Source organism: Litchfieldia salsa (genome assembly GCF_900104555.1).
Taxonomy (GTDB): Bacteria; Bacillota; Bacilli; order Bacillales; family Bacillaceae_L; genus Litchfieldia; species Litchfieldia salsa.
Genome location: NZ_FNJU01000001.1, coordinates 337,851 through 361,842, shown reverse-complemented (window position 1 = coordinate 361,842; position 23,992 = coordinate 337,851). Strand labels below are relative to the sequence as shown.

At 39.7% G+C, this 23,992-nt stretch carries 21 protein-coding genes; 16 read left to right on the top strand and 5 right to left on the bottom strand.

The window, feature by feature from the left end:
* The first annotated feature begins 155 nt into the window (after positions 1–155).
* The 13 genes from BLQ56_RS01635 (at position 156) to BLQ56_RS01570 (ending at position 16,726) form a co-directional block, all read left to right on the top strand.
* A complete protein-coding gene (locus BLQ56_RS01635) occupies positions 156–530 on the top strand; it encodes a VOC family protein (protein ID WP_090849384.1) in 375 nt (124 codons plus the stop codon).
* 617 nt (positions 531–1,147) lie between these two features.
* A complete protein-coding gene (locus tag BLQ56_RS01630) occupies positions 1,148–2,695 on the top strand; it encodes a phytoene desaturase family protein (RefSeq protein WP_274380191.1) in 1,548 nt (515 codons plus the stop codon).
* Positions 2,686–4,131, top strand: coding sequence for a phytoene desaturase family protein (locus BLQ56_RS01625; protein ID WP_090849383.1), 1,446 nt, complete (start codon positions 2,686–2,688; stop codon positions 4,129–4,131). Before BLQ56_RS01630 ends, BLQ56_RS01625 begins: the two co-directional genes overlap by 10 nt.
* Positions 4,128–4,991 carry a phytoene/squalene synthase family protein gene (locus BLQ56_RS01620; RefSeq protein ID WP_090849382.1) on the top strand — a complete coding sequence of 288 codons (864 nt, stop codon included), beginning with the start codon at positions 4,128–4,130 and terminating at the stop codon, positions 4,989–4,991. Before BLQ56_RS01625 ends, BLQ56_RS01620 begins: the two co-directional genes overlap by 4 nt.
* A 33-nt stretch (positions 4,992–5,024) precedes the next feature.
* Positions 5,025–6,065, top strand: coding sequence for a type 2 isopentenyl-diphosphate Delta-isomerase (gene fni, locus BLQ56_RS01615; protein WP_090849381.1), 1,041 nt, complete (start codon positions 5,025–5,027; stop codon positions 6,063–6,065).
* Between the two features lie 346 nt (positions 6,066–6,411).
* Positions 6,412–7,341 (top strand): MerR family transcriptional regulator, encoded by a 930-nt coding sequence (locus BLQ56_RS01605; protein WP_175490152.1) that lies wholly within the window; start codon positions 6,412–6,414, stop codon positions 7,339–7,341.
* A gap of 148 nt (positions 7,342–7,489) precedes the next feature.
* Positions 7,490–8,377 (top strand): alpha/beta hydrolase, encoded by an 888-nt coding sequence (locus tag BLQ56_RS01600; protein WP_175490151.1) that lies wholly within the window; start codon positions 7,490–7,492, stop codon positions 8,375–8,377.
* 159 nt (positions 8,378–8,536) lie between these two features.
* Positions 8,537–10,033, top strand: coding sequence for a phytoene desaturase family protein (locus tag BLQ56_RS01595; RefSeq protein WP_175490150.1), 1,497 nt, complete (start codon positions 8,537–8,539; stop codon positions 10,031–10,033).
* Positions 10,026–11,423, top strand: coding sequence for an aldehyde dehydrogenase family protein (locus tag BLQ56_RS01590; protein WP_090849378.1), 1,398 nt, complete (start codon positions 10,026–10,028; stop codon positions 11,421–11,423). The genes BLQ56_RS01595 and BLQ56_RS01590 overlap by 8 nt, the downstream gene beginning before the upstream one ends.
* A 120-nt stretch (positions 11,424–11,543) precedes the next feature.
* Positions 11,544–13,073: a phytoene desaturase family protein gene (locus BLQ56_RS01585; RefSeq protein ID WP_090849377.1), complete on the top strand. Its 1,530-nt coding sequence runs from the start codon at positions 11,544–11,546 to the stop codon at positions 13,071–13,073.
* A 67-nt stretch (positions 13,074–13,140) separates the two neighbouring features.
* Positions 13,141–14,247 (top strand): glycosyltransferase family A protein, encoded by a 1,107-nt coding sequence (locus BLQ56_RS01580; protein WP_090849376.1) that lies wholly within the window; start codon positions 13,141–13,143, stop codon positions 14,245–14,247.
* Between the two features lie 487 nt (positions 14,248–14,734).
* Entirely contained in the window at positions 14,735–15,709 is a 975-nt protein-coding gene (locus BLQ56_RS01575; RefSeq protein ID WP_090849375.1) for a glycoside hydrolase family 43 protein, read from the top strand.
* Between the two features lie 72 nt (positions 15,710–15,781).
* Positions 15,782–16,726: an arabinan endo-1,5-alpha-L-arabinosidase gene (locus tag BLQ56_RS01570; protein ID WP_090849374.1), complete on the top strand. Its 945-nt coding sequence runs from the start codon at positions 15,782–15,784 to the stop codon at positions 16,724–16,726.
* Positions 16,727–16,850: 124 nt separating this feature from the next.
* On the opposite strand, the gene BLQ56_RS01565 is transcribed toward BLQ56_RS01570, so the two are convergent.
* Positions 16,851–17,465 (bottom strand): GntR family transcriptional regulator, encoded by a 615-nt coding sequence (locus BLQ56_RS01565; protein WP_090850041.1) that lies wholly within the window; start codon positions 17,463–17,465, stop codon positions 16,851–16,853.
* Between the two features lie 203 nt (positions 17,466–17,668).
* On the opposite strand from BLQ56_RS01565, the gene garR reads away from it, so the two are divergent.
* The 3 genes from garR (at position 17,669) to BLQ56_RS01550 (ending at position 21,471) form a co-directional block, all read left to right on the top strand.
* On the top strand, positions 17,669–18,592 hold the full coding sequence (gene garR / locus BLQ56_RS01560) for a 2-hydroxy-3-oxopropionate reductase (RefSeq protein WP_090850039.1): 924 nt from the start codon (positions 17,669–17,671) through the stop codon (positions 18,590–18,592).
* Positions 18,589–20,019, top strand: a complete 1,431-nt coding sequence (locus tag BLQ56_RS01555) for a four-carbon acid sugar kinase family protein (RefSeq protein ID WP_090849373.1) — start codon at positions 18,589–18,591, stop codon at positions 20,017–20,019. The genes garR and BLQ56_RS01555 overlap by 4 nt, the downstream gene beginning before the upstream one ends.
* Before the next feature lie 108 nt (positions 20,020–20,127).
* Positions 20,128–21,471 (top strand): GntP family permease, encoded by a 1,344-nt coding sequence (locus BLQ56_RS01550; RefSeq protein WP_090849372.1) that lies wholly within the window; start codon positions 20,128–20,130, stop codon positions 21,469–21,471.
* 368 nt (positions 21,472–21,839) lie between these two features.
* Here BLQ56_RS01550 and BLQ56_RS23995 read toward each other — a convergent pair whose 3' ends face one another.
* From BLQ56_RS23995 to BLQ56_RS01530, 4 genes are all read right to left on the bottom strand, one after another.
* Positions 21,840–22,181 carry a YjcZ family sporulation protein gene (locus BLQ56_RS23995; protein ID WP_274380190.1) on the bottom strand — a complete coding sequence of 114 codons (342 nt, stop codon included), beginning with the start codon at positions 22,179–22,181 and terminating at the stop codon, positions 21,840–21,842.
* 145 nt (positions 22,182–22,326) lie between these two features.
* Positions 22,327–22,821 carry a hypothetical protein gene (locus tag BLQ56_RS01540; RefSeq protein ID WP_090849371.1) on the bottom strand — a complete coding sequence of 165 codons (495 nt, stop codon included), beginning with the start codon at positions 22,819–22,821 and terminating at the stop codon, positions 22,327–22,329.
* Positions 22,818–23,291: a hypothetical protein gene (locus BLQ56_RS01535; protein WP_090849370.1), complete on the bottom strand. Its 474-nt coding sequence runs from the start codon at positions 23,289–23,291 to the stop codon at positions 22,818–22,820. Before BLQ56_RS01535 ends, BLQ56_RS01540 begins: the two co-directional genes overlap by 4 nt.
* A gap of 269 nt (positions 23,292–23,560) precedes the next feature.
* The gene (locus BLQ56_RS01530; protein WP_175490149.1) at positions 23,561–23,971 is read right to left on the bottom strand and encodes a hypothetical protein; all 411 of its coding nucleotides are present in this window, start codon (positions 23,969–23,971) and stop codon (positions 23,561–23,563) included.
* Between the last annotated feature and the right edge of the window lie 21 nt (positions 23,972–23,992).

Sequence of the window (23,992 nt, the reverse complement as noted above, 5' to 3'; positions counted from 1 at the left end):
ATACCTTTTAATTCAACTAACGGGGCTAATTCTTCAATATAAGAATGGCTTTTTTTATGCAGTAAAGGGAAGGTGAATTCAATATATTGGAAGGGAAAAGGTATATAAAACGAGAATTACTTAATATACCAGATTTTATAAAAGAGAGGTAAATTATGAGTAAATCATTTATTGAACAAGTGCATTATATTAGAATTCCTGTAAAAGATTTAGAACAGTCTGCCGGGTGGTATAGAGATGTATTAGGGTTACAGTTATTAACCGGTACTGATGATCCATTTGCGATTATTAAAGTAAATGAGGGACCTTTTTTACTTATCTTAGTTCCTACAGACGATGAAACATTTTCGCATTTTACAATTAATAATGAATCAGCTTTTAGTATCGGCTTTACAAGCCCAGAATTATCTAAATTTCATCAACACTTAATTAATAATCAAGTGAAGGTCGAGGATATACAAGAAGATAATGGTCATGCCTATTTCCACTTTTATGATCCAAATGGTAATAAACTTCAAGCACACTGGTAAGCTTGTAATCCTACTCAGTCTAAGTAATTCGGATTAGCTGAAATGTATCTTAATTAAGTGTCACGAGTGTTCAATATGAGCAGTCGTTTTTTTGTATTCCAGATTTCATAGAGTTCTTTTTTATTTTCTCGATAACACATCAACTCCTTTCCAAGTCTCTGTCCCCTGGGAGTTACCCTTGTATCTAAGGTTGTCTAAGTATTTGAAACAGGCTATACGAAGGTTGTACAAAGATCTAGTTCTATTCAAAAATTCGTAGAAATATGTTGTTATAACTGGATAATTTATTAAAATAAGGCTCTTTTCTAAAGGCTGTTTTCTCAAATTTTGTTATTTAAGATAAAACACGTTGAAATGTTCGTTATATAAGCAGGCTGAATACACGTAGACTCCTGCGGGATCAGTGGGCAAAGTGAGACCACAGGAGCATAAGCGACGAGGAGGCTCATGGTCACCCGCCGGACGCGGAGTGTATTCAGCCTGCGGCTTTAAAAGCAACAATCTATACGAAAACAGCCTAAAATAAAAAAATATCAAATGCTCAGAAGAAAGAATTATACAAACATTATACAGATGTGTATAATGTTTGTATAATGATGATGGAGGGATTGATTAATTTGACAAAGAGGAAAAAGGTCACAGTGATTGGTGCAGGTCCTGGTGGGCTAGCTGTTTCTATGCTTCTTTCCGCACAGGGCTATGAGGTGACTGTGTATGAAAAGCAACCAATCATCGGCGGCAGGACGTCAAAACTCACACTAGGTGATTACACCTTTGATTTAGGTCCCACTTTCTTTATGATGCCTTCCATCCTTGAAGAATTATTTCAGATGAGTGGACGTCGTTTTCAGGATTATATGGAACTACAGGAAATTGATCCGTTATATACATTGAAATTTGGTGACTTGACCTTTTCTCCATCGAGAAACAAGGACAAGATGAGAGCAGAAATGGAAGAAAAGTTCCCGGGAAGCTTCTCTGGTTATGAGAAATTTATGAAGGTAGAAGGAGAGAAGTTTGACCGTGTTACCCCATTACTTCAGCAGCCCTTTACGAAGCTGACTGATCTTATCACAAGAAATATGGTTAGAGCTTTACCTAAGTTAAATGCGGTTGATACAGTGTATAACCGTTTATCTACATATTTTAAAGACGAACGACTTAAATGGGCGTTTTCCTTCCAAGCCAAATATTTGGGGATGTCCCCGTGGGAATGTCCAGGCACATTCACCATTCTTTCCTATCTTGAGCATCGGTACGGGCTTTTCCACCCAATTGGTGGAGTCAATCAGCTATGTAAGGCAATGGCTTCCGTTATCGAAGAATATGGAGGGAAGATTTATACAGAAACAGGTGTACAAAGAGTGCTAGTTAAAAGAGGAAAAGCGGTAGGAGTTAGGTTGGAAAATGGAGAAACGGTGATTAGTGATGATGTTATCATAAATGCCGATTTTGGTCATGCAGTTACGACCCTTTTTGATCAATCAGATTTGAAGAAATATCGAAAGGAAAATGTAGAAAAAAAGAAGCTATCTTGTTCTACATTTATGCTGTACTTAGGTGTGAACAAACCGCTAAATCTTCCACATCATATGATTGTGTTTGCAGATGATTATAAGAAAAACGTGGAAGAAATGACGAAAACGATGAAATTATCGGAGAATCCATCCATTTATGTTCACAATCCTTCTATATCCGATCCAACCCTGGCTCCAAAAGGGAAATCCTCTCTCTACGTATTAATGCCAGTGCCGAACTTAACGGCTGAAATTGATTGGAACATTGAAAAAGAGAGGGTACGAGAGCAAATGCTATCAATCTTGGAGCAAGAGCCAGAGCTACAAGACATTCGTTCACATATTGAAGTTGAAAAAGTAATTTCTCCTCTTGAATGGCAAAACGAAGTGTATGTTTACAAGGGAGCGACGTTTAATTTAGCCCACAGCCTTGATCAAATGATGTATTTCCGACCCCATAATCAATTTGAAGATGTCGGTCATTGTTTTTTAGTTGGAGGAGGAACCCACCCAGGTAGCGGTTTGCCGACGATTTTTGAATCAGCACGAATTAGCGCAAACCTTGTAAACAAGCAATATGGAAAGAAAGAAGTCTACTTCACACAAGATGATGGGTTATTAAAAGAGGAGAACGCATTATGGAAATAGGAATTGTAGGAGCAGGAGTGGGCGGACTTGTAACGGCCCTATTGCTTGCTAAACAAGGAAACTCTGTCACCATATTTGAGAAAGAAGCTTTCTTAGGAGGTAGACTCACGTCTCAAGGAAATGAACGGTATCGAATTGATCAAGGACCAACCATTGTCCTTTTACCAGATTTATTGAAGGAAATCCTTCAGGAGGCTGGGATACCAGAAGAAGAATTGGAGCTCATTCCGTGTGACCCACTTTACGATATTCATTTTAATGATGGAACTACGTATACCAAGTTTAGAGATTTGCCTACCCAGCTCGCCGAAATAGAGCGACTGTTTCCTGGGGAGTCTGATCACTTTCTTCGTTATCTCTCTGACATGTCTCGTGTTTATCGTCTAGGAATGAAAGCTTTTCTAAGCAAGACCTTTAAAAGAAAACGAGACTTTCTTACCTTTGAAAACATGAAGCTATTAATTGATTCAAAAGCCTATAAAGATTTGAAGAGCTTTAATGCTTCCTACTTTTCACCATCAAAGCTTCAAGAGGCATACTCCTTACAATCCCTATACATTGGTGGGTCTCCGCTAGAGGTACCAGGTCTGTATGGATTAGTCTCCTATAGTGAGCATGCTTTTGGTATATGGTATTTAAAAGGAGGTTATTATAGTCTAATACCAGTATTAGAGAAAGCCTGTAAAAGAATGGGGATCACGATTCATGTCAAAGCAAAGGTAGAGCGCCTTCAAATTGAACAGAATGTGTGCAAAGGGTTAGTTGTGAACAATGAAGATTGCCGTTTTGACGCAGTCGTATTCAATGGTGATTTCCCGAATTTACATCCTATGATTAATACGCATGAACGGAAGAAAAGCTATAAGTCTTCATCGGGCTGTGTCCTCGTTTATCTAGGAGTGGAGAAACGGTTTCAGGAGATGAAAGCTCATCAATTTTACTTACCGGAACACTTTGAAAAAAATATGAAACAAGTATTTAAAACAAAACAGCTTCCTGATGATCCTTCCTTTTATATCTTTAACCCTGTCGCCTTAGATGAAAAGGCAGCACCTCCTGGAGAAAGTGTCCTTTACTTTCTCATTCCTGTACCTTCTGGCGATGACATTGATTGGGAAACGGCAGCACCAGCTCTTGTCGAAAAGGTGCTGCAAAAGGCTGAAGAGAGACATTTTAACGGGTTACGAGAATCGATCAGGTGGATGGAGATTCGTACGCCAAAAGATGCCATAAAAGATGGTCTATTTCAAGGCGGAAGCTTTGGTATAGCGCCGACTCTTTTTCAGTCAGGAGGATTCAGACCCCAACTATCTCCATACAACATTGAACGCCTGTATAGTGTCGGTGCCTCTGTTCACCCTGGAGGTGGGGTTCCAATTGTGCTACAAGGGGCACGTATTTTAAGCGAATTAATTAAAAAGGAGTTGGGTGCATGATTGATTCTAACTTGATACTAGAGTGTGAAAAAATGATGAAGAAAGGCTCTGCTAGTTTTTACGAGGCTTTTCGTTTTCTTCCTTCCCCAAGAAAAGAAGCCGTGTTTGTCATTTATGCATTTTGTAGATTAATCGATGATTCTGTTGACGAGCCTGAACATTCACCTTTTACACTTGAAGAACTAGAAGAGCAATTTAAACAGATTGAGTCATCAGAGGGACACTTTATTTGGCCTTCCTTAAGGTGGTTGTTTGACAACTTTCCTATTGATAAAGAACCATTTTTAAAGCAAATATCGGGTCAACGAATGGACTTATCGTTAACACACTATCAATCAATGAAGCAATTAGAAGTTTATTGTGAAAAGGTAGCCGGATCTGTTGGAGAAATGCTTCTACCTGTTCTTCATGATTCGCCGACACTAGATGTGCAAATGGCAGGAATTCAGCTCGGGAAAGCGATGCAGATTGTCAACATTATCAGGGATGTCGGAGAGGATTCAAACAGAGGACGCCGATATATTCCGGATGAATGGTTGGCTACATATCAATATACCCATACTGAATTTGACGAGATGACGGTCAATTTTAGGTTTAAGAAGATGATCAATGGTCTGATGGACCTTGCTAGCTGTTGGTTTAAAAAAGGACTGGCAGACATTGAATCCTACCCAACTGAAAGTGCGTTCTCAATTAAACTAGCATCCAACTACTATGCTGCCATTATGGAAGCTGTCAAAATGAATGACTATCAAGTTTATACAAAACGAGCCGTCGTGAGTGATAAAAAGAAAAAAGCAATCTACTTAACAACGTTACAAAGCGCTTTAGAGGATGGTGTTCAATCGATTGAAGCGTAATTATTCAATCATAGTGAGAAGGAGGGGAAATCTTTGAATCGACGTGATGATGTGAACAAGAGAAAAGCAGATCATATCCAAATTTGTCTTAATGACGATGTGAACGGAAGAGGAATGACAACAGGCTTCGAGAAATTTTCATTTATCCACCAAGCTCTTCCTGAGGTGGATTTTGCAGAAATTAATGTGGAGACCTCTTTTCTTAAAAAGAAAGTGGCTACTCCATTTCTCATTAGCTCGATGACCGGAGGAACCGAAAAGGCGATGACAATTAACCAAAACCTTGCCATCGCAGCAGAAGAAAAAGGGTGGTCATTTGCTGTAGGATCAGGAAGAGCGGCAGTCGAAGACCCTGAAAGAGCTTATACCTTTCGAATACGAAAGTACGCACCAAGCATTCCGATTATTGCGAATGTGGGGGCTGTGCAACTTAATTATGGCTTCGGTGTGGATGAATGCAAAAAAATTGTAGATTTAGTGGAAGCTGATGCTTTAGTTCTACATTTAAACAGTCTGCAGGAATTAATTCAGCCTGAAGGAAATACAAACTTCCGTGGGTTATTTCAAAAAATTGAAGAGCTGTGTAAATCATTCCACTTGCCAATCGGTGTGAAAGAGGTTGGGTGGGGAATCAATAGTAAATTGGCTAGGCGATTAGTTGATGTGGGCATTTCATTTATAGACGTGGCTGGTGCTGGCGGGACGAACTGGAGTCAGGTCGAAAAACTTCGCTCTACGGATCCGTTAAAACGAGCAGTAGCTGATGCGATTAGTGGCTTAGGCATTCCAACGTCAGAGTGTCTTCTTGATTTAAAACAAAATGAAGGGTCCGGAACGATCATTGCTAGTGGCGGGCTCAACAATGGAGTAGAGGCAGCAAAGGCTATTGCGCTAGGTGCCGATCTTGCTGGCTTTGGTCGATCCATTCTTGCAGAAGCCGTAACATCGGAAAAGGCATTAATCGAGCGCTTCACTCAAACAGAGTATGAATTAAAGGCTGCGATGTTTAGCATTGGAGCTGCATCCATAAACAAGTTGAAGAACACACCATCCATCAAGCAAGTGGGATATTAGTGTTAAAAGACCTCTGTCTAGAAGTTTTTAGGGTGTTTAAAAAAGGCTATTTTCTCAAACTTTGTTGTTTGACATATAACTTTGAAATTGTAGTAACAAGCAGGCTGAATACACGTAGACTCCTGCTCAGACCAGTGGCCAAAGTGAGAGCCCATAGGGGCATTTGGGCGGAGGAGGCTCACTGGTCACCCGCCGGACGCGGAGTGTATTCAGCCTGCGGATTTAAAAGTAACTATCTATACGAAAACAGCCTTAAAAAGCAAGATGTCGGGTGCAACGAAAGGGATGGTTTATACAAGTAAAAGATCCTTTCCCATGCTCTAAAGAAAAGAAAGGTATGTTAACCATGAAGATAGAAAAACCTTTATATTTCATTCAGCAAGTTTCTGAAATAACAGGTTTGTCCAAGCTTGTCATTCGAAAATGGGAGGAACGGTATCAAATTGTCATTCCTAACCGACTTGAAAATGGATACAGAGTCTATACAGAAGAGGATGTAAACAAAATTCTTGCAGTAAAAGGTTTAACCGACCAAGGGTACTCAGTGAAGCAGGCTGCCTCTTTCATTAACAAAATCGAAACGAAACCAGAACCAACACCAGAACCAACACCGGTAACTCCTGATGGACAAATGAAGTCTCTACCTCAAGCGTCCAATGAATATGTAAATGAACTAATAAAAGAAGGCGCAAATTGTCATGAAGCCGGTATGAACTATATTTTTCAACGCGCATATCACGAGAAAGGACTAGAGTATTTTATTCATTCAGTCGCCCTTCCTTTTTTATTTGAGATCGGAAAACGATGGGAAACAGGCGAATGGGAGGAGTATCAGGAAGCGGGCGCGAGTATGGCATTGAGAGATTTTCTGATTGGGCTTCGTAGAAACTTCATTGTTCGAAAAGAAGCGCCAACCCTATTAGGGGCATGTCTTCCATACGAAAAACATGAAATTCCGGTCATGCTCATTCTTTTGAAGGCAATGGTAAAGGGATGGAAAACCGTGTTAATCGGAGCATCGCCCGCCCAAGGGTCTATTGAAAACACCGTGCAGAAGCTCCTCCCAGATCGTGTCATTTTATCAGCAACCACCACGACTCCGTTCGAAGAGGATCCTAATGCCCTGCTCAGGTTAGACCAGTTTGCAGGAACCTGCAAGAAAACAGACTTCTACCTAGGAGGACCTGGGGCAGTGGAATATATGTCAAAAATGAAAATAAATCTAGAGTTCATTACACTCTCTCAGTCTTTGAATCATATATTAGAAATCAAATGATTTTTTGGGCGGACAGACCATATAATCGATCAAAAACAATGGGGGAGTGTCGCCATTCCCATTTGTACTTCCTGGATAATAGTCGTGATTGTTGGCGTATAAATGTGTTTCATTAAAGTTAAAATGGTAAAAAAGTGAGGGTACACGAATGTTCACTGTTATGATTGCAAAATTACTTCGTCTCCTACCTAATCAAGCAAAAAAGACACCTATGATCTCCTTGCAGAAAGTGAAAATGAAAAAAGATATGGTCGTTGAAACATCTGTTCAACCTACTACCATTTCCTTATACTATCCCTTGGAAGCAGGACAGAAAAAGCTCCCTGTTTATCTTAATTTTCATGGTGGAGCGTTCATCATGCATGAAAAGGAGATGGATGATCCTTATTGCCGCTACCTGGCCAATCAGGCTGAATGTGTAGTTGTTAATATCGATTATGTGAAAGCGCCAGAGTACCCTTTTCCCAAGCCGATTGAACAGAGTTATGATATTTTTCAATGGATAAAGAGTAGAGCTGATGAGTTGAATATCGATGCGGAAAAAATGATGGTTGGCGGACAAAGTTCAGGGGGGAATATAGCGGCAGCCCTCTGTCTCTATCTGGAAGAGAAAGGGGAAAATCAGCCGCTGCTCCAAGTGCTGTCTTGCCCGATGCTGGATTTTGCCACCCCTTATTCAGATAAACCGGAACCGGATAAATGGCGTGCCCGATATCCTCAAGTAGCACATTTTTTGAACATGTGCTACGTACCTGACAAAGGACAAGCAGAGAATCCTCTCGCTTCCCCAGTTCGTGCTGAGGTGAGTAGCCGCTTAGCTTCTGCCCTTTTTCTGATAGCGGAGTACGACGCATTCAGGCCAGAAGCCGAATCTTATTCTGAGAAATTAAAAGCATCTGGAGTAAACGTTCAAGAAGAACTATTCAGAGACTGTAAACATGCGTTTACCCATCTAGGCCCAAAAGAAAAAGCAGAAGAGGCTTGGAAGCTTGTCGCTTGGAAAATCAAGGCAACGGCCGAATCCCATGGTAATTGAAGAACTTCTATCGGCCGAATTATTAGATAGAAAGTTTTTACATAGAGCTACAGGATGGAGATCGTCAATTCCCCGTCTATTTGTCTGCTCATGTTTACAGAGCATAATGGACGCTGTGCGTGAACAACATTTTTGATTTGCGAAGGAGTTGTATTAACAGTGAAAAATAAAAACGTACTAGTTATCGGAGGCGGACTCGGTGGACTGTCGGCTGCGATTTCACTTGCGCAGGCCGGATACGATGTCTCCTTATATGAAAAAAATGATCATATTGGAGGAAAGCTGAACCGACTAGAACAGGATGGTTTCGGTTTTGATTTGGGCCCATCTATCCTGACGATGCCCCAGATCTTTGAAAAGTTATTTGCTGCTAGTGGAAAATCCATGAAGGACTATGTCCCGATTGAAAAGCTTGACCATCAATGGCGCTCCTTTTTCCCTGATGGAAAGATCATAGATTTATATGAAGATTTGAAGGAAATGCAAGAAAAGAACCCATCTTTGAGTGAAAAGGATATGAGTGAATATCAAAATCTGCTTCAGTATTCGAAAAGACTATATGATATGACGGATAAAACCTATTTTCAGCATGGCGTTGATAAGACGAGAGAAATCATGAAACATACGGGCCTTTTCACTGCTTTAAAGAACTTTGATTTGTTTTCTACCGTTCATGGAGCCATTGATAAACGGATAAGTAATGACCAGTTCCGTGATATGCTTTCCTATTTTATTAAGTACGTGGGTTCGTCCCCTTACGATGCACCGGCTGTCTTGAACATGATGATCTACATGCAGCATGACCAAGGTGTCTGGTATGTACCCGGTGGTTTGCATAAACTGTCGGAAGGACTTGTGAAGCTTGCTAACGAAGTGGGTGTTCACTTCCACCTGGGCAGAAAGATTGTCAAGCTTGAAAAAAAGAACGGCCAAATCACAGGAGCCGTTTTGGAAGACGGAACAAAGCTAACAGCAGATTATTATGTTTCCAATATGGAAGTTATCCCGGTTTACGAACGATTACTGGAGGAAGATAGCCATTTTGTGAAAAAATTAAAGAAGAAATTCGAACCTGCAAGCTCCGGTCTTGTGATGCATTTGGGCGTGAAAAAGAGCTATCCGCAGCTGCGCCATCATAATTTCTTTTTCGCAGAAAATATAAAAGAGCAAATGCAATCGATCTTCCATCGTCATGAATTGCCGGACGATCCGGTCATATATTTGGTCAACGTCAATAAAACAGATCCGACGCAGGCTCCTGCAGGACATGAAAATATAAAAGTACTGCCTCATATTCCTTATATTCGGGATCAGAAGCCTTTCACAAAGCAGGATTATGAACAATTCGCTGAACGGGTCTTGATCAAATTAGAAAAAATGGGTTTACATGATTTGCGGGATCATATCGTGACAAAAGATGTATGGACACCGGAGGATATTAGGCAGATGTACGGCTCTGACCGGGGTGCCATTTATGGAACAGTGTCAGACCGCAAGAAAAATAAAGGATTCAAGCATCCGAAACAAAGTGAACGCTATGACAATCTATATTTTGTCGGTGGAACCGTAAACCCCGGCGGCGGAATGCCGATGGTCACCTTAAGCGGCCAGCTCGTAAGCAAGAAAATCGTTCAGAGGGACTCATCTCATGCCTGATCACGACAATCATTTCCTTAAGACATTACCGGTAATACAGAGGGAGGAACTTTTGTCCACGGGAAGGCCTTCACTTGAAGCGCGTAAAAAACAGCTTTTGAAGCTGAAAACCATTCTTTTGGAGCACGAAGCAGCATTGATCGAGGCCCTTCATTCAGATTTGGGAAAACCTGCATTCGAATCCTATTCATCTGAAATCGCTATTCTATTGAATGAAATCGAGTATGTATGCAAGCATCTAGTAAAATGGAACCGGCCTGTCCGGTCCCGTCACCTTAAATTGGGATATGTGGAAGCACTCAAAAAAGTGAGGCATCCTTATGGGAGTATACTCATCATCGGTTCGTGGAATTATCCGGTTCAGCTTTCCTTGATGCCTGCCATTGGTGCAATTGCCGCCGGAAACCGGTGCGTAATTAAACCATCTGAACATGCACCAGCAACGGCTGAACTGCTAAAAAAAATCATCAATCACGCATTTTCACTCGAACAATTACATGTTGTGACAGGAGATGGCCAAACCGCAAGTCTGTTGACTTCAGCCCCTTTTGACCTGATTTTTTTTACAGGCAGTGGAAAGATTGGGAAAGTCGTGGCAGAGCAAGCAGCGAAACAGCTAACACCGGTGATACTGGAACTCGGCGGGAAAAACCCATGTATGATGGATGAAACAGGCTATTCAAAAGGCGCCATTAGGGAAATTGTCTGGGGTAAATTTCTTAATGCTGGACAAACCTGTATTGCACCAGATACCCTTTTTGTCCATCATTCCATTTATGAAAAAGCGCTGAATGAAATTTCTGCTTCGATTTCCGCTTTCTACGGAGATCGACCACAGGCAAGTAGGGATTATGGCAGAATCTGTACCGATGCTCATTTTCAAAAGATGGTTGAGTTTATCGGGCAGGGGAATGTCCGGCTTGGAGGTGAGCATGATCGAAACGATCGGTTCATCAGCCCAACCGTGGTAACTGATATCAAACCGGGAAGTCCGATTCTGGAAGAAGAAATTTTCGGTCCGGTACTTCCGGTCATTCCCTATACAGACTTAAAAACGTTATTAGCCAGTGGCAGGCTTCAGCGCGATACACTTACGGGTTATATATTCAGTAAAGATGAGCATCAAATTCAACAGTTCAAGGACCATATGCGTTCACCAACCATCAGTGTCAATCAAGTGATCCACCATGCCGCAAGCCCCCATATCGCTTTTGGAGGAGTTGGAAGAAGCGGATACGGTGCTTATCACGGCAAATCTGGTTTTCTAGCTTTTAGTTATGAAAAAACAGAGTACAAAACGTATCATTATCTGCGTTTTCAAGGTAAATTTCCGCCGTATTCTGACCGAAATATGCAAGCATTGAAAAAGTTAAGAAAGTGGCTGCTGTAATAGGAGTATTGAACACGGGTTGTGCCTTTTTATAAGGAATCATGATTGTTTTACTTCCTCTGGGAAAATTCCGGGGAATTATGTCAACGTAGAATATTTTTTGGAAGCGAGGGAATTTACATGAAGAAGAAGGTGATTGTCGTTGGGGCGGGTGTTGCAGGGCTTGCCAGTGCCATAAGACTGCAGCATGCGGGCTATCAGGTAGAAATCTATGAAAAAGGTTTAACACCTGGAGGCAAAATGAATCGTATTGAACTCGATGGGGGGTACAGATTTGATTTGGGGCCCAGCATCGTTATGATGCCAGAATTGTATCGGGAATTATTTGAACTATGCGGCCGCGATCCTGATGATTACATTCCAATGGAAAAACTGGACCCCATTTACCGGGCTTATTTCAGTGATATTCCCGACAAGCCTTTTGATATCTCCTCTGACCTTACCAAATTGACTAAGACGATTGAATCAATTAGCGAAGAGGACACGGCAGGTTTTTTTCAATATCTGCATGAGATTTACAAACGATTTGTCATTGCAAAGCATCACATTCTTCAAAGACCTTTTCGAAAAAGGAAAGATTTTTATAACCTCCCGATGTTGAAGAAAGCATTGAAACTGAAACCTTACGACACGGCAGATAAGTTTATCGGAAAATATATTAAGAATGAAAGGCTCAAACAATTAATCAGTTTTCAAACGTTATACATAGGTATTTCCCCTCTTAACAGTCCTTCTTTTTACACCATGATTCCTATGATTCAATTTTTATATGGAGTATGGTTTATAAAAGGTGGAATGTATACGATGGCTTTGGCGATGGAGAGGCTCTTCACGGAACTTGGAGGAACCATTCACTATGGGAAGGATGTGCAGGAGATCAGCATTGACAATCGCAAAGCGGAAGGGATTGTTGTGGATGGACAGAAAATCTCTTCGGATTATGTGGTTTGTAATGCAGATTTTCCATATGCGATGAAGCACTTAGTAAAAGACGAAACTGCCAAAGGGAAATATACCGATAAGAAAATCGACAGTATGAAATACTCTTGTTCATGTTTTCTGTTATATCTCGGTATGGACCGGAAATATGAAGAAATAGACCATGTACATAATTTTATTTTCAACGAAAACCTTGATCAGAATCTTAAAGACATTTTTGATGGGAAGAAACTGACGAATGCCTCTTTTTATGTATATATCGCTTCAAAAATGGATCCTTCCCTTGCGCCTGAGGGAAAGGATGGATTGTATATTTTGATGCCCGTGTCGGATATAGCGACAGCAAACTATGAATGGGACGAGGAAACCATTTCTTATTATCGCAGCTACATTTTAAATGAATTAAAGAAAATTCGTGGTTTTGAAAACATTGATGAGGAGATTGTTACCGAAACGCATACAACACCCTTAGATTTTAGCTCGAAATTCAATGCCTATAATGGTGCCACATTTGGTTTGCAGCCAATTTTGAAACAAAGCAATCACTATCGTCCGCAAAGCAAGGCGAGCCATTGTGAAAATTTGTACTTTACCGGAAGCAGTACACATCCCGGCGCTGGTGTCCCAATCGTGCTATTATCAGCCAGAATTACCGCACAGGAACTGATACAAGACGATACAGGCAATTTGTTTGATTACTCAGTAAAATGAAGACTTTTTTTAAGGATTATAAAGATAAAAGCTATGTGTTTACACGCAACGGAAGGAGGCAGGTACTATGACTGCTTTAGAAGTGATTAATCTCGCGATTGGATTTGTGGCAGTTGTGATTGGCTTCATCATGTTCTGGTCTTTGCCGATTCCTGTTTTCTCCTCCAGACCTAAGGTGGCTCTTCCGTTTCTGTCCATCATTATTCCAGCTAGGAATGAAGAAGGCAGGATCACACCGTTATTGCAATCATTGCAGGAGCAGAGTTTCAGCCAATTTGAAATTCTGGTTGTTGATGACGATTCATCCGACAATACTACGGCTGTCGCGCGAAGCTATGGTGCAAAGGTTCTGCAGAATACAGGGGCAGGAAAATCATCAGCCTGCTGGCATGGTGCCGAACAGGCCAAAGGGAGCTGGTTATTATTTTTAGATGCAGATACAAGATTCACCAGTGTGGATGGGTTAAGCAATCTGCTTCATTTCTATCAGAGAAAGGGAGCAAAAGGTATTACAGCATTACAGCCTTTTCATACAGTTGAGCGCTTGTATGAACACATTTCCGTTGTATTCAACATCATCGTCGTGGTAGGGATGAATCTATTTACGATATGGGGATCGTGGTTTAAGACCGCTGGTTCGTTCGGTCCATGCATACTATGTAATCGAGATGATTACTTTTTGTCTGGAGGGCATCAAAAAATCGAGGGAGCCATCATGGATGATCTGGCACTTGGCGAGGCATTTCTTGAACAAGATCTCCCTGTTCACTGCCTTGGCGGTAAAGGAATTATATCACTGCGCATGTACCCAGAAGGCGTGGGAAGTCTGATCGAGGGTTGGTGTAAAAGTTTTGCTGTCGGTTCCAAGTCAACTCATTCTGTTGTCATGCTGATGGTGATCCTCTGGATTTCCGGCAGTTTCATTGCTTCGGGAGCATTGATCTCTTCCATTACAGAATGGAACCCTGCCGCAATGTTGTTCAGTGGAATCTTGTATATCTTATATACGATTCAAACAGCATGGTTTGCTAGCAGAGTCGGCAATTTCAGATGGGCGGTTTTCCCCTTTTATCCGATACTGTTTTTGTTTTTCGTCGGGATCTATCTATATTCCTTCATCAGGGTGAATATTTTCCACTCTGTAAGTTGGAAGGGTCGTAAAATTAAGGTATGAACATCCTTTATTTTTGTCTGACCGATCGTCGATTATAATATCTAATAGAGAAGCGCGGGGATGGTCCTGGGCTTCTTTTCTAAGAGATTATTGTTTAAAGACTTATTTAATGTGGTAGAGCTCGGTGATTGGAACTGAAGGTATGTGACTCCTGCGGGATGCGCAGGAAGGATGAGAACCCGCAGGAGCTTTGCTCTGAGGAGGCTCATCACCTGCCCCGCGGAAAGCACATACCTGGAGTGTAAATCAACTAACCTAGTCAAATAGCAACATAGGAAAAGAGCCTTTTATAAAAAAACTTTTGTTGGGAGGAAACAGAAGACACCAACACAAAATAGTTCTGTTTTGCTAGAGTTAAAATAAGTTCTAAAGATAATCAATCTTTGAATTTTTTGATATGTAACAAAATTATTAATTGGATTATAAAGTAGTTAATGTTAAAATTAATCATAGGCATTTAATCTATTTTTAAATAAGGAGAATGTATATGAGTAAACTAATAGAATATGTAAATCCAATAGTAGAACAACGTGCAGATCCATGGGTATATAAGCATACAGACGGTTATTATTATTTCACTGCGTCTGTACCAAAGTATGACCTTATTGAAGTGAGAAGATCAAAAACGATTGAAGGTCTAAATGATGCAACACCAGTCGTTGCATGGAGAAAATATGAAACTGGGCCCATGAGTGCAAATATTTGGGCACCTGAAATTCATTTCATAAAGGGTAAATGGTATATCTATTATGCTGCTGCTAGAACAACAGAAACGAATAATGGATTATTCGACCATCGTATGTTTGTACTTGAAAACGCTTCAGAAAATCCACTTGAGGGAGAATGGGTAGAAAAGGGACAAATTAAAACAAAATGGGAATCCTTTGCTCTTGATGCTACACAATTTGAGCATAACGGTGTACATTATTTAGTTTGGCCTCAAAAAGATCCTGATATTGAGGGGAATTCAAATATCTATATTGCTGAAATGGAAAATCCATGGACTATAAAAGGTGAACAAGTGATGATCACGACTCCTGAATACGATTGGGAGAGAATTGGTTTCTTAGTAAATGAAGGTCCTGCCGTTTTGAAAAAGAATGGAAAGGTTTTCATTAGTTTCTCTGCAAGTGCAACTGATCATCACTATTGTATGGGACTTTTGATAGCTGATGAAAATAGTGATTTATTAGATCCTAAGTCATGGGAAAAACACCCAGAACCAGTATTTACTACAAATGAAGAAAATGGTCAATATGGACCAGGACATAATAGTTTTACTGTTTCTGAAGATGGAGAACATGATGTGTTTATCTATCATGCAAGAAACTATAAGGAAATAGAAGGTGACCCTCTTTATGACCCAAACCGTCATACTAGAGCTCAAATCCTTACTTGGGATGATCATGGTTACCCTGTATTCGGTGTTCCAGTAGCAGATGGAAAACCTGTGAAAAACTAGTTTCAAGGTTTTTTATAGAAAAAGACAATTGAACGAACAGGTGTCTATAAAAAAGATGAAGGAGTTACTCTAATGTTTAATTCTAAACCCTTTGAGGGAATTAATTTTTATGAAATAGATTGGAATTTGAAAGGTCAATTATGGGCACATGATCCCGTTATTTCTAGAGAAGGGGATTGCTGGTATGTGTTTCATACAGGTAGAGGAGTACAAATCAAAACTTCCACAGATGGTTCGAATTGGAAGGCGATAGGGTCCATTTTCGAAAGCCTACCAGAATGGAGTAAAGAATTTGTACCGGAAAAAGAAGAGGATAGTCTGTGGGCTCCAGATATCTCTTATTATAACGGCATTTACTATTTATATTATTCAGTCTCTACATTCGGAAAAAATACATCTGCAATTGGCTTAGTCACAAATACAACTCTTGATCCAAACAATCCTGATTATAAGTGGGTAGACAAAGGGCATGTGATTCATTCGACAGAGAACGATGATTATAATGCGATTGATCCTAATTTGATTGTTGATCAACAAGGTCAGCCTTGGTTAAACTTTGGTTCCTTCTGGTCAGGAAACAAATTGATTAAATTGGATCCAGAAACGATGAAGCCTCAAGCGGGGGCAGAACTACTAGGTATATCTAGCCGAACAGAACAGCCTAATACAATTGAAGCACCTTTCATCATCTATCGTAACGGCTATTATTATCAATTTGTCTCATTTGATTTTTGCTGCCGTGGTGTAGAAAGCACATACAATATTGTGGTTGGACGCTCGAAGGATATCACAGGGACATATGTTGATAAAGAAGGAGTCTCCATGATGCAGGGAGGCGGAACATCGATTGATACTGGAGATGACCGTTGGATAGGACCTGGACATTGTGCGGTATACTTATCAGGTGACTCGTCTCTACTCGTCAATCATGCTTATGATGCCTTAGAAGAAGGAAAACCAACCTTGCAAATTCGACCTTTATATTGGGATAGTGAAGGTTGGCCTTACGTGAAATAACGATTATATAGAATAACCTAAAGTGAACTGCACCTTATTCTAACAATAAGGTGCAGTTTTTTTATGGCTAAAAAGTGGTTTGAAAGAAGTCTCATTAAATCTTTTTTGTTATTTAGTATAATCACTACTTCATCACATGCAAGCAAAAGTCCAGGTCAGCTTGTATATGTTCCTTCATCAGCTTTTCGGCCTCATCTGGTTGGCGTGAGAGAATGGCTTCATAAATATCCTGATGCTCATCAATTAGAAACGGTCGTTTATGATAAACAACGGTTTTACGGAATAAGTAAATAATTGATTGCATTCGTTCAATCGTGTCGACCATGACAGGGTTATTGGTAGATCGGACAATTAAGTCATGAAACTTTTCATTGGCCTCCATAATTTCCTCAGGTGTGCCAGTTCGTCCGATATGAACACATTCCTTTAATTTGCTTAAGTCTTCTTCGTTCATATAGGTAGCGGCGGACCGTGCTGCAAATCCTTCAAGCAGAATTCTAACTTGAAAATAATTACGCAACTCTGTTTCTGTTGGATTTACGACTCTTTTTTGTTGAACAAGGCCTTCTTGTTCAAGCTTACGGATTGCTTCGCGAATGGGAGTTCGACTTACTCCAATTTCTTCTGCGAGTTTTTCTTCAATTAATTTTGTCCCTCGTTCAAGTTCACCATTTAAGATTTGATCTCGGATATATTCATATGATTTTTGATAGGCTGATTGCTGTGTTTTCTTTTCCATCGTATCGACTCCAATTGAAGGTTGAGACATCTTGCAGTCCTCAACATTATTCGGTTTCCCAAATTGAAACCCTTTTCTAAAAGTATAGAACGAGATAGGGAATTTTAAAAGTTTATTTTAGAAAGAATAAATTTTTGTATACATTTTATAAAAAACTGTATCCAAAATTATTTAAATTGTGTACAATTGGTGACAAGAAGGAAATGAAAACGTTTTACAATGGAGGGAATCATATGAAACTTGGTTTTATTGGTCTAGGAATTATGGGAAAACCCATGTCAATCAATCTATTAAATAGTGGTTATGATGTAACCGTCTTTGATATTAATCAGTTAGCAATTGAAGAGTTAGTTGGCAAAGGAGCACATGGTGCGAAGTCTCCAAAAGAAGTAGGAGAAAACAGTGATATCATTTTCACAATGCTTCCAAAAGGCGAACATGTAAAAAGTGTTTTGTTTAATGAAAGCGGTGTTATTGAAGGGGCGAAAGGAGGAGCGATTGTTGTAGACATGAGCTCAATCTCACCTGTTCAATCTAAGGAAATTGCGGATGCTCTTGAAACGAAGGGAATCGAAATGTTAGATGCTCCGGTAAGTGGTGGGGAACCTAAAGCAATTGATGGAACACTCGCAATCATGGTTGGTGGTAAAGAAGATGTCTATGAAAAAGTAAAGCCTGTCTTACAAAGTATGGGTCGAGATATTACCCTTGTTGGTGATAACGGATGTGGAACAACCGCTAAGCTAGCAAACCAAATTCTTGTGAATGTTCACATTGCTGCGATGTCAGAAGCACTTATTTTAGCATCAAAGGCAGGAATTAATATTAGTAAAATGTATGATGCGATTCGTGGTGGCCTAGCTGGAAGTGCGGTACTTGATGCAAAGGTTCCGTTAATTCTTGAACGTAATTTCGTTGCTGGTGGACGAATTGATATTAATGCAAAGGATTTAACAAATGTCATGGATACAGCTGATTCAATTGGTGTCCCACTTCCTTTAACAAGTCAGGTTCTGGAGATGTACCATTCTCTTATGGCAGACGGGAAAGCAGCAGATGATCATGGTGGATTAATTCAGTTCTACGAAAAGCTTGCGAATTTCGAGGTAAAGGGTGAGAAAGAGTGATTAAAACGTACAATGCGAATGAAATCATTGAATCCTACCTGCCAATAGATGTGGAAAAAGTACAAAGTAAATGGAAGGAAGTTAGATCTTCTTTTACACATAAAATCATTGTCTTAGACGATGATCCAACTGGAGTTCAAACAGTCCATGGTGTTTCTGTTTATACGGATTGGAATGAAGAAACGATTGAAGCAGGGTTCTTGGATGAGCAACAGATCTTCTTCATTTTAACAAATTCTAGAGCGTTTACAGCTCAAGAGACAGAACGAGTACACCGTGATATCGCCGAACGAGTAGAAAAGATTTCTAAAGAGCAAGGAAAGGCTTATCTCATTATTAGTCGAGGCGATTCTACGCTTAGAGGGCATTATCCTCTTGAAACTGAGGTCCTCCGTCAAGCAATTGAAAAAAACAGCGAAAGCAAGGTAGACGGTGAAGTGATTCTACCATTCTTCAAAGAAGGTGGACGTTTAACAGTTGATAATACTCATTTTGTCAAACAGGATGACGTATTAGTGCCAGCGGGAGAAACGGAATTTGCAAAGGATCGAACGTTTGGTTATGCTGCGAGCCATTTGGGTGAGTGGATTGAAGAGAAGACCAAGGGTGCTTTCTCGAAAGAAAGTGTGACATACATTTCTTTAGAATCGCTTCGAAAAATGGACTTTGATGGAATTGTTGAACAATTACTTCAAGTGAATGACTTCGGTAAGGTAGTCGTTAATGCAATGGATGAAGATGATGTGAGAATTTTTTCAACGGCACTTATTTTGGCCATTCAATCTGGGAAGAGCTTCATTTTCCGAACAGCTGCGGCATTCACGAAGGTGATTGGGGATATTTCTTCACGACCATTGCTACAAAGAGAAGAGTTAATTACAGAGGAACAAGCACATGGTGGATTGGTTATTGTAGGTTCTCATGTTCAAAAAACAACGAACCAATTAATAGAATTGCAAACGTTGTCTTCCTTACATTTTATCGAATTTGATGCGCATTTAGTGTTAAACAAGGAAGCGTTCAAACAGGAAGTAGAACGTGTCAGACTTGAAGCAGAGAATAAAGTGGCGGATGGTACAACGACCGTCATCTTCACAAAGCGTAAGCGACTTGATCTCGGGGATGGGATGGAGGAGCAGGAGTTACAGCTTTCTGTTGAGATTTCTGATGCGGTGACTAGCATTGTTCGAGATTTCTCGGTTCGACCTAACTATTTAATTGCAAAAGGTGGTATTACCTCAAGTGATGTTGGGACGAAAGGATTGTGTGTGAAGCGTGCCACCGTTGCAGGGCAAATTGCGCCAGGGATTCCTGTTTGGAAAACGGGAGAAGAAAGTACATTTCCATATATTCCTTATGTGATTTTTCCAGGGAATGTAGGCGCTGATGGTACATTAAAAGATGTGGTTTTAACTTTAGAAGGATAGTAGAATCTGTTACTAAGGGGTATAAGAGGCGTTATAGTTCTGTTATTATGAAGGGACTATATTGCTCTTATCGATAAATGTTTGACACAAACAAGGGGGTAATCGGGGATGATTACGGGGAATATGTTGATTTTGGTTTTCTTTTTAGCATTAGCAGGACTCTTTTTCTTAATTTTAAAATTGAAGGTTGAACCATTTTTATCATTGATTGGAATCGCTTTCGCAACAGCTTTAGTAATTGGTATGCCGCTAAATGAAATTGCTTCTACCGTTACGCAAGGATTCGGAAATACATTAACCGGTGTAGGTATTTTGATTGGACTTGGCGTGATCTTTGGTCAGTTCTTAGGAGCATCAGGAGCTGTTGAAAAAATTGCTGCAGCTGTATTAAAAGTGTTCGGAATTAACAAATCACCTGCTGGTCTTGCTTTAACAGGAACTGCCGTTTCGATTCCTGTTTTCTTTGACGCTGCATTTGTGATCTTAAGTGGATTAATTAAAAGTTTATCAAATAAAACAGGTATTTCAGTAGTATCCTTTGTTACAGCTCTTGGTGTCGGATTAATTGTTTCTCATAACATGATTGCTCCTACACCTGGCCCACTTGTTGTTGCAGAAAACACTGGGGCAGAGCTTGGATTGTTTATCATCTACGGAATTTTAGTTTCGATTCCAGCGACACTTGTTGGTGGATACATTTACGGATTGTTTATTGGAAAGCGCATCAAGCACTCTGGTGCAATTGAAGAAGTAGCAGTTAGTTTAGAAGATGCACCTAAAAAAGAAATTAGCACAGGATTAAGTTTCTTCATGCTAGCATTACCGATTGTCTTAATTTTGGCAAACACTGTTTCTCAATTGCTTTTCCCTGGTACTGGCTTTGCTAGTGTGTTAGGTTTCATTGGAGATAAAAACATTGCATTATTTATCAGTGTAATTGCTGGGATTATCTTGCTTGCTCCTTATATTTCTATACCTAACAGCAGACTTTACTCAGAAGCGATTAACTCTGCTGGAATCATCATTTTGATTACTGGTGCAGGTGGAGCTTTTGGTGCAGTTATTAATAAAAGTGGTATTGGTGATCATTTGATCGCAACGATGCAAAGTTGGAGTATTCCAGTCTTATTGCTAGCATTCATCTTTTCTCAAATTCTACGTGCATCGCTGGGATCTGCAACAGTTGCACTTGTTACAACATCAAGTATTCTTGGGCCAATGGCAGTTGACTTAGGTGTTTCACCAATCCTTTTAGGTCTGGCAATTTGTGCTGGGGGAATTGGTCTATCTCTTCCAAACGATTCAGGATTCTGGGTAGTGAACCGCTTTGGTAAATTGACTGTCGTACAAACATTGAAAGCTTGGACACTAGGTGGATTTATCGCAGGATTAACTGCTATTACTACAGTTTTAATCTTGAGCTTGTTCTCTGGGATTTTACCAGGATTGTAAATGAATGTAATAGTAGAAAGCTTGTAGTCTTTGGACTATGAGCTTTTATATTTTTTTAGTGGAGATATGTTGCCAGAATGGTGGTGGAGAGAAGAGATTGGTTACTAAAGTGGAGGTAGGTTCCCGAAAAGGTGGTGGAATGCCCAAGCAAGGTAACTAAAGGGGAGATTAGTTCTCGGAATTGTGGTGGAACGATGAAAAAGGTAACTAAAGCGGAGATAAGTTCCCGAAATGATGGTGGAGTGATCAAGTAAGGTAACTAAAGCGGGTCAGGCATAAGCCAATCGGCCCTTGAAGGTTAATAAGCAACCTTCAAGCCGACTCGTCTTAGGCCTGACCCGATGAGTGGTAGCTTACTCTTTTCTTAATTAGCATTTAGGAAAGTAGCAAGTGCCTATGATAATTAGTAAGATAAATAATACAACAATTAATACAAAGCTATCATTAGTAGGTGTGGGACAAGCGTAACCATAACTAGGAGCAGCATATCCGTAACTAGGAGCCGTATATCCATAACTAGGGGCAATTTGAGTAGGTTGTGGTGGGATATTTTCTCCCATTACAGGTGCCATGTTTTCGTAAGCTCCCATAATAGGTGCCGCATTCATATTCGCTCCCATATAAGGTGCTGCGTTTACGTTAGCCCCCATTACAGGTGACATATTTACATTCGCTCCCATATAAGGTGAAGCATTAACATTAGCGTCCATGATCAACTTCCTTTCTATATAGTGATTTTCACTACAGTATACTCACCTATATTCAAATTGCTCCATTTGAGCAAGAAAATGGGTGCAAGGGGACGGTTCTCATGTTTCATTTAGAACATGAGAACCGTCCCCTTGCACCCAATTCTTAGGCTGTCATTTTAAATTTGCGTTTAATTAACTCAAAGTATAATGCAGTTGTTGTTTGAATAACTAGAAAAACAATGATTGAAAAGTGCATTTGATATCCATTTTGGTATTGTGTCACTCCCATAATTGAAGATATCTTTTCCATCGATAAACCTATGATGGTCCAGGCTAAGATATAAGGAATAAGGGTTTTCTTCCGTATACGTAAGACTTGATAAAAATAAACAAAAAAGTAACTGAAGGTAGCAAATAAAAAGTACGTCAATAAATCTGTTAGCTCATATTTATTAGAATCATTTACTTTGTAAAAATCAAGCATGCCTCCTCCAATGGTAAAGTCAAAAAGTGTAGCACTTGCAACCCCCCAGACTAAAAACAATATGGCTATTTGTGGAGGGAGTTTTTTTGGAAGGCCAAAAACAGCTGCGTAAGCAATAAGTAACATAACGATGACGTAAGCTTCATTTTTATCATAGCTTTCCCAAAGTATCATTTGTCTCTCACCACATTTCTAAAGGCTTTATTGAACAATTCGTACGCGATTATTGCAATGAGCCCCAGACTTAGAAAATATATCGATTCATACCAAAGACTCCATTTGTTAAAGTCCGTTACGTTAAGAGAGGTTGATAAGAAACTTATACCTACTAATAACAAGACACCAGCCATTAATATCATTAATTTGTTTAAAAGTTTGTTCGTCATCATGACAAAATTAAGGAGTATTAAGATGATAAAAGGGATAATGATACTACGATTTAAAAGAAATGCTGAATAGGGCAATCCCTTGTTAGTAAGGGTTATTAAATTCCATTCATTGATAACAATCCATGAAAAGTTAATACTTATTACAAGGCTGATTAAGAAAATTAATGTACTCTCTATTAAATTTAATTTTTTTTTCATTACACCATAGAATAAAACCACAAGCCATGAAATAAAGAAAAATACAACAAAGTTCATTTCATCCTCCATAGTCATTTTATTCAATAGGATATCACTCAGATAAGAATGATATTCAACGTCATTAGTGAATATCTACATTTTTCGACAACTTTTTTATAGCAACGTTCTAGTGATACAAATTGCGGAGTAATAGAAGAGCATAGGAAAAAGCAGACCAATTCACAACTAAATTGGTCAGCTTTTATCGTGGATTGTTAAGTTTTGGTGGTGCCTGGCACCTATTAACATGTTCTAAATGACACGTGAGAACCGTCCCCTTGCATCTCCTAGTTAACTCTTTTCAATTCTGCATCTTCTATAGAATTTCCTGTAATTTCAAAGGAGTATTTCTTGTTCACTTCTAATTCAATGGTGAAGTCCTCCAAAGGAACTCGAGTTGGTTCTTTCCCTACAAGTACAACCTCAAAAGATTGGTTTCCTTCAAGATCTAAATCTACCTGATCAATATACTCAAAGGTAAGTGAGCTCCCTTTTTCAATGGAAGAACCATCGGCATTACTTATACCTCCAGTATGAGAATTGACACTCATTTCAATCGAATAAAAATCAAAATTTGCGTTGTTTTTGAACGTGATAATCATTGTATTCTCATTTGGTTCAATAGGAGGAGTCACTGTTTCCTCTGAACAAGCTGATAATAAAAAAATTAAAAGTAAGTACAAGCATAATTTCCTCATCTACTCATCCCTTTTATTTCA